Annotated in this window: 7 protein-coding genes; 4 read left to right on the plus strand and 3 right to left on the minus strand. The window is 58.6% G+C overall.

Features of this window, described 5'->3' with window-relative positions; all coding sequences use genetic code 11:
- The 3 genes from P4L78_RS22870 to P4L78_RS05625 form a co-directional block, all read right to left on the minus strand.
- The coding region (locus tag P4L78_RS22870; protein ID WP_405051497.1) for a hypothetical protein at positions 1-233 on the minus strand (233 nt) is incomplete at its 3' end.
- Between the two features lie 105 nt (positions 234-338).
- Entirely contained in the window at positions 339-833 is a 495-nt protein-coding gene (locus tag P4L78_RS22875) for a hypothetical protein (RefSeq protein ID WP_405051498.1), read from the minus strand.
- 2288 nt (positions 834-3121) lie between these two features.
- Positions 3122-4009, minus strand: a complete 888-nt coding sequence (locus P4L78_RS05625) for a hypothetical protein (RefSeq protein WP_309327212.1) — start codon at positions 4007-4009, stop codon at positions 3122-3124.
- A gap of 61 nt (positions 4010-4070) precedes the next feature.
- Between P4L78_RS05625 and P4L78_RS22880 the strand changes: the two genes are divergently transcribed.
- The 4 genes from P4L78_RS22880 (at position 4071) to P4L78_RS05640 (ending at position 12618) form a co-directional block, all read left to right on the plus strand.
- Positions 4071-5852, plus strand: coding sequence for a thrombospondin type-1 domain-containing protein (locus tag P4L78_RS22880; RefSeq protein WP_405051499.1), 1782 nt, complete (start codon positions 4071-4073; stop codon positions 5850-5852).
- Positions 5853-8177: 2325 nt separating this feature from the next.
- On the plus strand, positions 8178-9368 hold the full coding sequence (locus P4L78_RS05630; protein WP_309327213.1) for a hypothetical protein: 1191 nt from the start codon (positions 8178-8180) through the stop codon (positions 9366-9368).
- A gap of 736 nt (positions 9369-10104) precedes the next feature.
- Entirely contained in the window at positions 10105-10476 is a 372-nt protein-coding gene (locus tag P4L78_RS05635) for a hypothetical protein (RefSeq protein ID WP_309327214.1), read from the plus strand.
- Positions 10477-11028: 552 nt separating this feature from the next.
- Positions 11029-12618: a hypothetical protein gene (locus tag P4L78_RS05640; RefSeq protein ID WP_309327215.1), complete on the plus strand. Its 1590-nt coding sequence runs from the start codon at positions 11029-11031 to the stop codon at positions 12616-12618.
- Positions 12619-13100: the final 482 nt, after the last annotated feature.

Below are 13100 nucleotides of genomic sequence, written 5' to 3' on the forward strand. Positions count from 1 at the left end.
ATCACACACACACACACACACACGCACGCACGCACGCACACGCGCGCGCGCACACACACACAGGCACACGCACACATACACACACACACACACACGCGGCACACACACACCTGAGTAGTGACAAGGGGATCTGCCCCCAACTGCACCAAGCGCTGCACGACATCCAAAGCGCCACTCATGCACGCAAACATCAGCGCCGTGACCCCGTGCTGAACACACACACACACACACATGAGACACACACACACACACGAACACACAGAAACATGCAACACACACACACACACACAACAGGCGCACCGTGGATTCTCTGCCTGATACACACACACTGACACATACTAGCCTCCGACACACACACACACACACACAGCATGCACAACCAAACACAACATCAGCCAATGCGGGCGCACCCCGGCAGACGGGTCGACAGGCGCGCCGGCATCAATCAAACACTGCACAGTGTCAAGGTTCCCGGAGGCTGCGGCGGCACACAGTAGGGGTGCGCGGGCCAGACGGTGGTGCGTTGCGGTAACCTCATCGTGCCCCAGGGGGCCGCAGGCAACGCAGCCGTCCGTGTCCCCCTCCGCAGATGGCGACAGGGCCGCATTCGCCAGCAGCCACGCCAGCGCGGCTGTGTTTCCCACGCGCGCCGCAATTAGCGCTGTTGCTTCAAGCCCCTGCGCGTGCAGACACAAGCAGGAGTATGTCAGGGCGCGAAAGGCGAGGGTGGCCAAAAGTGAAGATGTAACGGGTGGGGCTTGCGCTATGGGGCGTGGCTCTTGACACGACGGCAAACAAGTCACTACGAGACCAGGGAAAACATGAGAGATCACACAGAAGCACTGGGAGCGGCGCGGGATGCACTGCTCTTGAAAAGTATTTGCAATGGGCAGGTCATGCAAGGGACGTCGCTGAGGCTAAACGATGCGCATACCCTTTCCGCGACGCTTGTGGTGAGGACGGCGAGGGCTTCGGGTGACAGCGGGCCGGGCACAGGCGCCAAGACTGCATATGCAGACATGGTCCCACAAGGGTTAAGGACCTTCCTCCCGGTTACAGTAGGGACTGCATTCTTCGAGGTGTAGTACCATGTGGGGTCCGCTGCCAAGGGATCAGTCCACATCTGGACCCAGAACGCCGCGATTTCCAACGGAAATGACAGTCCGCCGTTCTCGCCGATTGCATGCTTACTAGAGTTACGACTCCGTTGAGCCTCAGGTAACTGCAACAATAGACATCCACACATATGAATCGCACCGCAAAGTTTGCACGATACTTCGTAAGCATTTCCGCATGAGGGTCCAGATGTGTGTGTACGAGTGAATCTCACGCTTCTTGACTCGGAGCTTACACATGGATGTTCTCTTTGGCATGGGATCGTCATGTTCTCTTTGGCATGGGATCGTCATGTTCTTTTTTACGGAAATAACCCTCCCTCAGCCAATGTCGCAGTGCCACGTCGCAACATGCTCATGAACATGCTGAGCTGCGGCTGCCTTTCAGCCTGCCAGTGTGTCAACCTCGCTCACTTGCTGTGTTGTATCCAGGGGGTGGATGAGGAGGCTGTGACAACACTTCCCACAGTGTGGGGAGACCCGGAGATCGAACCCGGGCCGAAGCACAACAAAACCGAGGTTTTGCCTCCTGGTGACATCTGTTGTGCCTGCCACGGCTTGCAAGGGGAGATTCAGTCAGGCTAGTAAGGCGGGTAGTTGGTGAGCAGCCAGGGTCACAACTCCTGACTACAACAGCCCTGTGGTGGCGATTCCCTGCACGTGGATGAGGCGGAGCATAAATTGGGTGGCCCAAGCCTCCGCGCCCATATTATTCTTGGGCGCTCGCCAAATTTTCACGAGCACCCGCCTGCGAACCCTCCCTGCTGCGCCCCTGGCCTGGACCGCGGTCTCTCTTCCCTCAACGGAAAGCGTTCCTTGAACAGGAATGGTCTGCCTGGTCGCAACGAGGCGGCGGCGCAGGGGGGGACGTGGCCAGACGGCCCGGGCCGCCCGGCAGTTATTGCGGCGTTGGCCTCAAGTACCCGGCTCCGGCCCGCGCCCACTCGCCTTTTCAGCATGCTTGCAAACAAGAGATATTCTTTGCCCGTTGCAGCCGCCGCGGGCTGCGCTCTTTCCCGCCAAAGTCCCGTGCTCGCCCGACTTGCATCCGATGCAGAGAACGACGACACAACCGTTTGCCGCGCCTGGCGCCCGTGGAATCGGCCTTGTGCTTGTCCCCAGTGCTGTAATTACAGGGAAAGAAAAGCGCGCGAGCCGACACCGGGGAAAGGCTGGATGCGTGCCAGAACCCATCAACGCAGTTGAGCCTGTTGTTGATAGCCATGGCCAAGGTGCCCCCCCCCCTCCCCCCCCCCCCCCCGAAATTTTTGCTGATTTAGCGTCATTGGCGCTTTTGTGACACTTGCAGGGCGGATGTACTGTCGAAATCCACGCTTCGTGCCCTCGTTGTGTGCCCTCCTCATTCCCATCCTCCTCCTCATCCTTCGGCAGAGTGTGGGAGCTATGGCGCAGACCATCCCCTCCTACCCCTCCCCCGTGCCGCCTGGCCCCATGACAGGCCCCACCACTGTACTCTCCAGCTCATACATCTCCGGCACCTTCAACGCTACTGCATCATCTGCACTATCGAATGAAAGCCCGTGGGGTGCCTTCGACAAGTCGCTGGAAGGTGATGCTGTTGCTCACTGTTTTTGGACACCTTCTTCCTTCACATACGGTGGCAGCGGAGCATACTCAGGCGCAAGATACAACACCACCGCCAGTGGCAGCGTGTACTGGGGTGAGTGGCTTCAGCTCCAACTGCCCTCTGCCCTCAGCATCAGCATGTACACGCTGAACACGTGGGCCAATGTCCTGCCTCGGGGCCCCAAAGACTTCATTGTCGCAGCGTCCAACGACAGTACCACTTGGAGCGTTGTGGACAATCGCACTGCCATCACAGGGTGGACTGCGTCTGGATTCACATTCACACTGTCATCACCCTCTGCGCTAGCATTGTACTACCGCCTCGTCGTTATGGCAAACAACGGTGATCAGTGGTTGAGCATTGGGGAGTGGGTGTTGTACCAGGACGCGCCGTCACCATCACCCGGCCCCACCATCAGCTACACCAGCAGTGGCACGCCGACGCCATCCACAACTTTCAACGTGACAGGGACGCCAACAGGGACATCAACTGGCACGGGGTCAGCCAGCGGATCGGGCACGCCCACACTCACATCCTCACCGTCGCCCACACCATCCTTGACTTCCGCTGCCACCATCACAAGCGCTGTCAGCGTGACAGCCACGGCCACCCAGACGTCAACCTCATCAACAAGTGCAACTGCGAATGTTGTGACAGGCAGCCCAACAAACACCGCCTCTGCCAGCGCCAACGCCGCAGATTCTGTTACAAGCACCGCCAGTGCGTCACCCAATGCTACCATGACAACTACGACCTCGGCATCAGTGACGGTGACACAGACGGGCAGCGCGACAAGCACAGCCACTGCCACCATTCCATCTCCCACAACAACTTCGTTTGTGTTGCCCACTGCTGGTGTGTATCCGATTCCTCCCGGCCCCATGACAGGCCCCGCCACTGTACTCTCCAGCTCATACATCTCTGGCACCTTCACCGCCACCGCATCTTCTTTCTGGAGTAGTAACATGAGTGAAACCCCATGGAAAGCATTTGACAAGTCGGTGGAGGATGATACCTCCTGCCACAGCTTCTGGACACCAGCCTCCACATCATACAGCGGCGGAACGTACTCAGGCGCCACGTACAACACAACTGTCGATGGTAGCCTGTACTGGGGTGAGTGGCTCCAGCTCCAACTGCCTTCTCCCATCAGCATCGCCACGTACACGTTGAACCCAAGAGCATCTACGTTGACTCGTTCCCCCAAAGACTTCGTTGTTGTAGCGTCCAATGATGGCACAACGTGGACTGTTGCGGACAGTCGGACTGCCGTTACAGGGTGGACTGCGTCAGGATTCACGTTCACACTGTCGTCACCCACCGCATCCGCGTCCTACTATCGCCTTATCACCATGACAAACAACGGTATGGTCCTATTAAGCATCGGGGAGTGGGTGTTGTACGGGAGTGTGCCATCTCCATCACCCAGCCCAACCATCTCCTGCACAAGCAGTGTTACGCTGACGCCATCCACTACTACCACTGTTACAGAGACGCGAACAGTGACATCAACAGGCACGGGATCATACAGCGGAAGTGGCACATCTTCTCCGACAGCCGTGTCCTCTCTCACATCGTCAGTGTCGCCCACCACAGGCACGCTGTACCCCACGGGAAGTGGCACTGACACAGTGGCACAGACGGGGAGTGGCACGTCCCCTGCAACTGTGACGTCAGCGAACACCTACGCGACAAGCGCGTCCCCTGTTGCCTCCGTAACCACAACCCTCACACCGTCAATTAGTGCGACTCGGACAATTACCCAAACGTCCAGCCCTACTGCCACTGCTGCACTTACCGTTTCCTCTTCCCCCAGTCAGACAGGCGATGTGAGTCTCTCAGGTTCCCCTTCGCCCTCACAATGGTTAACTCCGCAGGCTACCAGCAGCAGTACAGCCACAGCAACAATCATCGCAACCATTTCAAGTTCCACAACATCGACACGCACCATTACCAGCACATGCACGGCACCAGCAAGTGGCAGTGCCACCTTTACTTCCTCAACTTCAGAAACCCCGTCATTGTCGCCCTCCCCCTCCTCCTCCGCCCCAGTCATCCACACCTACACTTATGCCACATCTGAGTGGTCGCCCTGCTCTGTGCCCTGTGGTGGTGGTTGGCAATATCGCGACGCATTCTGTCTGCGGGATGGGGCCATGGATTACGACTTAGAGGACTGTGGCGGCGCGTCGTCAGCACCTCCTCTCATCCAGGCATGCAACACACTGCCGTGCTCGGCGCCGTACTGGCGTGTGGGCCGGTGTGGGCCTTGCACCTCTCCTTGTTACAACGGCACCGCTGACAGTGAGGGCAACTGTGTCAAGCCTCCGCCTGTGTGCATGGCGGGGGGCATGGTTGTCAGTGACAGCGTGTGCATCACCGTCGGCCTGGCGCCGCCCCCCACCACTGTAGCTTGTAATCGCTTCTTGTGCACAACCGCGTCGTATCGCTGGCAGCCGTCGCCTTGGTCAGTATGTGCCAATGATGCTGGGTGTGGGCTGGGCACCGCCACTCGCACCGTGGCATGTGTGGCCTCCAACGGCACGCGTGTGGATGCGGCGAGGTGTGCGGGCACGCTGCCGCCTCTCTCCACACAGTGTAACACTGGTGTGGTATGTGACTGCAACGCAACGAGCCCGTGTGCGCAAGCTCATATGCACTGCAACATCACCGCCAGCAAGTGTGTGTGTGACGCTGGCTGGGCGGGTGTCAACTGCTCCGTGGCAGACTTAAGCTACAGCAGTGGCAATGGAAGTGCCACCAACAGTAGCGTAGGCGCAGTGTGTGCGGGCACAGTGGATGTGGCAGGTGCATGTTGCGCTGGAGTGACAGATGTGGTGACGGGGCTGTGTTGTGGAGGCTCCAGTGTGTTGTCATCGGCAGGACAATGTTGTGATGCGGGGCTGTTGGACGCGTGTGGCGTGTGCAACGGGACTGGCGTGGCGTTGGACGGCGATGGAGTGTGCTGCCAGACGCCAGTGTCGCCATCTGGTGTGTGTTGTGGATCAGCGGGCATGGACAGTTGTGGTGTGTGTGGTGGGAGCAACTCGTGTGGCGCGACGGTGTCGTTGACGGCGGAGGCGGGGGACTGGAACTCCACGGGTGCGTTGACGTTTGAAGTTTGCACCTCCAACTGGATGTGCCCATGACCTTCCATTGTGTGTCTTGTCCGAGCTTGACAACGTATCCCTCGAGTTGTTATTCGCAGACTCAGGGGAACTCGAGGTAATTCTGCGCGAGGCTCTGGCGACGGCATTGGGACTGGCGGATGGTTTCGTTCCCTTTGTATCTGTCTCCTGGGAGTCTTCCGGGGTATGTGACATGCCTGTAGATTAATGCTTCGTGGGATGAGCCCTGTGGGGGGAGGCACACAAGTCCTGACTTACCTTTAACGTTTGTTCCTTTGTGTGCTCGCAGATGAGTATTTCGTTTGTTGTAGTTGATGCGGCCCAAGTTTCAAACGCGGATCTCGTCATTGGCGTCATGTCCCTTGGGACGTTTGTCCTTACTTCCGCTCCCGCCATTAATCGCACGTCAGGTGTGTTGTAACGCGCTGCTGTGGCGACGGGTCTGTTTTTGTTGATGTTATTGTGGATGTTTGTACCCTGCAGTGTGTGGCAACACGAGATGCGAGCGCGGCGAAGAGTGCACAGACCCGCGGTGTACATTTGGATGCTTGCGAGATTGCCCCGCCTACCAAGGCACCTGTCCCGTCGGCATCAATACACAGGGCTATCAGACGGTGTGCTCCAGTGTGGGCACGTGTGTCGCGGCCGCTGCCACGTGTGTGTGCAACACTGGCTACGCGGGCAACGCGTGTGAGGAGTGCGCGGTGGACTTCGTGTGGGGAGTGGATCCAGAGGACCTGAGCAGAGTGTGTGTGGGCCTGCCGGGTGTGTTGGTGTCCTGCGACGACGGGAGGCGGGACGGGAATGAGGAGGGCGTGGATTGCGGCGGGCCCAACTGCGCGCCTTGCGTTGCTGTTCGAATTGCGTATGGGACGAGTGCAGGGAGGTGGCAGGCGGTGGGAATTGTGGTCGGGTGTGTGGCCTTGGTTGTACTGGTGGTGCTGGTGTTGTTGCTGCGTCAGCGCTTGTGCAGATGGGACAAGAGGGTGAACGCCAGGGTTAAGGGAGCTGGCCGTCATGTCCCTGCCAGTGTGACTCGCAGTGTGCAAGTGGTGCCGGCGCCGCAGTCACCGAGCTCGAACGCAGCCCCAATTCGAACCAGGCCACTGGCCGGACAGGGGTTGAAGACCGCAGGGCGCAAGGGGAGGGGCGTGCAGACACAGGGAAGCTTTACGCAATACGGAGTGGAAGTGGTGGAGTGGGGCGGAGGTGATGAATGGCTGTCGGCGTCCCGGGTGCTGGGATCGGCAGCGAAACTCCAACATGACAGTTAACAGGCCCTTCGGCTAAGAACGGGCGACCCCCCGGCGTACCACCCCCCCTGCAATTTGTCAAAAAATTAGGGAAAAATCTAATTAAAATCGCTTGGCCCCTGTAACCCCCAAAAAACACATCTCCGCCGGTAGGAATAATGTTCCCCTTTTTGTCGCGGCACTGCGGCGGCGGGGCCTTCAGCCGCAGATTTGGACATATTGTGACACCAACAGCAGGCTGGCAAGCGGGGATTTACTGGAGCTACGCACTGGCGTCGAGTACGCGCTCGGAATGCCCTCCCAAGCATAGGGTTGGAGGCTCCCCCCTCTGTGTCTGCTCGTATATTGTTGGCTACAGGTGAAGAATATATAGTGTAAAAAATTTTTCGCGGCCACAAAGCCGCGCGGCCTTCGGCCGCGCCGGCTTTGCGGCCGCGAGCGTGGGCAAACCCACTCCGTGGGGGCAAGCCCCCTTTCCCCCCCCTCCCCCTCCTCTTCTTCTCTTTCTCTCTCTCTTTCCTTCCTTCTTCTCTCCTTCTCCTCGCACCGCTGCACGGCTGCACGGCGCACAGCCCGAAAAATCTGCACCACGACAAGAACCCATGTCGAACCGCAAGCCAGAGGGCAACAAGGGCGCGGTCCGCTGCCGCTCTATCCCCCTAACCCTGGTGCCGTCTAATTCTCATGTTTTTCGTGCCTTCTACCCATGCAGCATGACGCCATCCTCTCAGAAGCTGACATCCGAGACTTGATGGGCAGCCCAACGATCACCCCGTGCACGCACACCAAGCGCCGCCTCTGTGTCTCCACCTTCGACTGCAAGCGCTGCTTCAACTGTTGTGTTTGTTTTGGAGTCCAACTGCGGACTATCCGGGCAGGGCACTTTGGTGCAGGACCCGCAAGCGCGCAAGCCGATGTCCCAGTCTCGCCGCCTGGGCCTCCCGTCGCTGCAGCACTCTCCTGTGGCTGCCCTCCTACTGCAGCCAAATCGAAGGGCTTCTGCGTCACTTGCAACCAGTGCAAGCCGCACTGTCAAGAGGACGGCGGCGAGTGCAGCCTCCCCACGACCATCGCCTTCCCCCGTGCCCTGCCTGTGCGCGCTGCCACCCTGGCGGCGCGTGTGCCGGATGCTTACAAAGAAGACGAAGATGATGACGACGATCTTGGACGCCTCGTCAACCTGCTGGGTGTCCTTGGTGTCCATTTTGACCCACTGCGTGACTCGAGGCCGGTACGAATGGCATCGGACCTGCGTGCTGCCGACGACCGCCGAGGCGTCCGGCGTCTCACCGAACTGGCTGTACAGATGGTCACTCAGTGCCTTCTCGCTCTTTGCCCGAACGACCCAATGGGCATGTGGGCCTTGGTGTCGAAGCGCATGGTGCCCTCACCTCAGCCGGATCCAGCAGAGCTCCTTGCCACTGTGACTGAGACCGCATCAGCGATGCTTGCGGGTATGTCCAGTGACTCTGATGGCACTGCATCTAGGGCGGTGGAGGCAGTTTTCGCCTATGTACCGGCCACATTGCGCCAAGATGTCCTCGCCCTGCAGTTTGAGAAACGTCAAGCTGCGTTCCACGAGCGTGAAGCTGCTTACCAGGCCAGTGTGGAAGAGTACCACGCGGCAGTGGAGGTGGGGAAGGAGGAACTGGTCCCTGTGGAGCCACGTGCCCCGGTGTTTGATTCGGAGAAGGCCCAACGCCGCAGCAAGAAGGCGGCTCTCAGACTGATGTCCGGCCTGCCACTGACCAATGCCCCCATCTCCCGTCAGGCTACCTCCCCAGATGCTGTCGCTCAGCTGGTCAGTTTCGCCCACCGTCATGTTGCCCGTTTGAGTTGGGACTCCATGCGGGTTTATGTTGATGGAGAGTATCACGTTGTGAAAGCCAAGCAGCGACTGGACACTATTTCTGGGATGTACCAGGACTACGCTGAGGACAAGGCCATCCCTGAGGAGCTGAAGGTTGGACGGACTGTGTTTTTCGGCGTTGTCACCGCCATTACTGGCAAGGCGCAACAGGTATGGCAGATTGTGCTGTACTGTGTAATTGCATTCATGTCGCGAGTGTGCTTACTGGCGCAGGCGTGGGGGACGGTGGATGCGGTCGCCCTGGAGTGCGGCGCGAAGAATTTTCAGGAAATGCGTACGCTTGCGCAGTTCACCCTCCCTGAGGCGCACCGGGCACGGCTTCTAGAGAGCATAGACGCTGCGGAGAAGCACATGAAGATTGGGTACCGGGCTCAGTGCTTTGAGGTGCGCGCACACACACCGTTTCTACTGTGAGAGCGCTGTGTGTGCTGTGCGTCACACCTGTCTATGCGCACAGCGTTCGTGCGTACTGTAGCGTGGGGCACATATGGTATTGTTGGTGATGACATTGTGTTGCTGTGGTGATTGTTCAGATTTGGAATGCTGGCCCAATCGCGGAAAACCCGCTGTACTTTGATGTGCACCACAACATCCAGCACGCCCTGTCAGATGTGTTCGACCCTGTTCAGCTGGACGTCTTTTGGAAGGGGGAGGGCGCTGAATCCGATGGTTCCGATAACGATGCCGGCGGGGACAACAATGTCAGAAGCCAGGCAGCCGCCGGCGTACACCCACCTCCAGCGGCGACCAAGAAGAAGGCCCCAAGCAAGGCCAAGGATCCGTGGAACGGCCACATCATCCAACCCCCTCCTGAGGAATTCATGTGCACGCGGTGCCGCGACTGCAGTGAGACACGTCAGGTTGTGGATGACCTGCGTGCTGGTCTCAGGAGTGCAATGTCAGCCCTGGACACACCCCCGCCAGACAGCGAGCAGTGGCTTCCGCGTGCTGACGCTTGTGGGCTCAAGCTGGCTAGGCTCTACAGCCATATGCTGCGGTGCAACGTGCAGGCGTACGCGCTGAAACGTCTCGAGCGCCAAGTAGAAGAAGACCCGCATCATGTCCACATTGTTGTGGACTTCAAGGTGTGTTCCCCCCCTCCATTACCCTGCACTGTTCTCGTGTGTGAGATCTTGTAACGTTGGCGCAGATGAAGTTCCTCGCCATGAGATTCAGAGAAGTGCAGTCAGATCATTTTGGGAAGCGTGGCATGGCGTGGCATGGTGCCGCCATTGTGGTCAATCGCCGCGCACGGAATGCCATGTTTGCCGGAGTCCCGCAGGATGCCGGCACCGCCACCCTGCATCCTTTTCAAGTGTACTACATGCACGACATCCTCATCGGGACAGACCAACAAAATACAGCTGTCGGCCTGGCAATGGTGGACTCAATCATTACGAGGGTGAAGGAAATGTTCCCTGACACCGCCACCGTGTCCCTGCAGTCGGTGCGTGCCCTGTCATTGTGTGTGAGTAGCTGTGCGCTGCGTGTTTGGCACTTTTGTGCGCGTTGTGGATGCTGACGTATGAGTGCGCTCTTACTGTGTCTCTGGCCCCGTGTCTGTGCAGGACAACGGCCCTTCATACGTTGGTGCCACGCTGGCTTTCATGCTCCCGTACGTGTGCGAAGCTGTCGGTGTGCGCATCACACAGTTCGTGCGGAATGAGGCCGGCGACGGAAAAACATTCCTGGACGCAGCGTTTGGAGTCATGAGTGAAAAATGTCGAGGTGCGGAGTGTGTGTGTGTGTGTGTGTGTGTGTGTGTGTGTGGTGGTTGTGGTTGTGGTGGTGTGTGTGTGTGTGTGTGTTGTGTGTTGTGCGTTGTGTGTGTGTGTGTGTGTGTGGTGTGTGTGTGTGTTGTGCGTTGTGCGTTGTGTGTTGTGTGTTGTGTGTTGTGCGTTGTGTGTTGTGTGTGCATGTGCGCACGCTTGCGCGTGTGTGTGGGTGCGGTGGGAGCACGGGGCGTATGTACGTGTATGTGCGTCCGTGTCGGCGTGCGTGTGTGTGTGTGCGTGTGTGTGTGTGTGTGTGTGTGTGTGTGTGTGTGTGTGTGTGTGTGCGTGCGCGTGGGTGCATGGGTTTGTCAATCGTTCTTCTCTTGTCTGTGTTTGCAGAGTACGTCCATCGGGGCAACGACATCCTGACACCAGATCAGCTGATAACGGCACTGAAAGACAAGCCGCCAATCAACACAATGGTTGCGGGGGTGGTGGTAAACGCTGAGCGGTTGAAGCGGCTGGAAGCAGTGGAGCTCAAGGAGAAGGTGGTCGGCTTGGCGCTCGCCCGGTGTGTTATGTACCCTCCAGCACCCGAGGACTTCAACGCATATGTCGAAGTGCGTCGCTACGGTGTTGTTTCAGAGGCGCCCAGCTCCCGGCGCCTCAGTCGGGAGGTTTTGGAGGCTGCCATTCCCGCCGAGCTGCGGACGAAGCCAGCCGGTTTCTGGTGTCTGTCCGGGTGCGTGCTCAAGCACGCGATGTTGGAACCAACAAAGCTCGCTTTGTCCCGCTCGTGGGAGCCCAAGTACAAGACTGAGGTGGTGGAGGAGACGCGCGATGGCGCCCCTGATGGCGATGCTGGCGACGATCAGCTTGATGTCGTTGTCACGGATGAAGTCATCATCATCCCCAAGGTTGGAACCTTCTACCGCTGCCGCACCTGTTGTGAACTTGTGTCTGCGTGGGGCTTGAGGCGACACCAGTGCAAGGGAGAGCCGTCGTCAGTCATTTCGGGAATGTCCGCTCTGAACCAAGCAAAACGATTGGTGCTGACCGACAAGCCCACGGACGCGCCTCCAACGCGCTTGAGACTGCTTGACGCTGATATGGTGGTGTGTCCCCCCCTCCCCCGAGGCTTTGCCCGCAGGCCGAAGAAGGACTCATCGCGATTCGATCCTGCTGTGCGGGCGTTCATCAAGCGCCTGTTTGATGAGGGCAATGCGCCTGGGGCGATGAAGAAGTGGAACGAAGTTGAGGCACTGGATCTTCTCCGCACCAGCACAAACCCCAAGTTCACTGCCGCCCAACTGGAGAAGCCCACGGCCCAGAACATCAAGTCCTTGTTTGCCCGTTTCAGCAGCGAGTTGAAGGAGGCGCGGAAGCCCATCCTTCAAGCAGCCGTGAGCAACACACGCGAACCAGTCGTTCCGCCCCTGCCTGCTCCAGCCCCATCCCAAGCAGCAATGCCACAAGCCCCGCCTGCCGCACCGATTGTCAGCGTGAGGGCTGATGGCGTGGGTAACAAGCGCCATGTTCAGCCCGTTGCACCTGAAGCACCTGCTGCAGTGTTGTTGGCTTCTCCTCCACTGCCCAAGCGGCCGAGGCCAGCACAGCCGGTGCGCCGCTCCATTTCTGTCGATCTTGTGCCGATGTTGCTGACGCTTGCTGTTTTGTCATTTGTGTGCAGGCGCCTCCACCTCATGTTTTACCAGATGTCGAGCAGGAACATCCAGCAGCGTCCACGAGCAAGGGCCGTCCTACTATGCCTCCAGTGCGGTACCTTGTTTAGAACTGGGCCATGCTGCCCGCACCGCACCCAGGCCATGGTCCCCCCCTGTTCCAAGCCCTCCAGCGTGTTTATACATATGTATATATATCACAGTATTTATTGGGGATTTATTCGGGTACTGGGGAGGGAGAGGGGACGTCGACAAAGTTTGGCCTAGCAGTTTCTTAGCGATTTTGAACCCCCTGGATCTCTAAAAATTTGCAAAATTTACCGGCGGAGGCTAAGCTTTTCGGATTTTTCACCCCCAAGAACCCCAAAACCGGTCCCAGAATAATTATCCCGAATATTGCAGGCCTAGGGCTACGCCGCCCTCCCCCAAAAAGTCGCCCCTAATCCGCCGAAGGGCCTGTTAAAAGTGGTGCGATCCAAACGCCCCCGCGTGACTCGCCAGTGAGTGTCCATGCCTTGCGCTGAGGCGACTGTGGTCTCAGTTAGCTGGTGTGCATCGCGCGCAGAAATTGGAACAAAAAAAGCTGCGTCCCTCTCCCGGACCGGACTGTAACACTTTTTCATGCAACCCCGCCTGCACTTCACTGAGGAGGACCAGATGGCGGTGGCGGATGCCGTGGCTAGAGGCGGCTACGGCCAGCGCAGGGGGCTGGGCGCGGGCGCCAGGAAGGCAGAGCCGCAGGCGTCGCA

This window comes from Silvimonas sp. (assembly GCF_031291215.1).
Taxonomy (GTDB): Bacteria; Pseudomonadota; Gammaproteobacteria; order Burkholderiales; family Chitinibacteraceae; genus Silvimonas; species Silvimonas soli.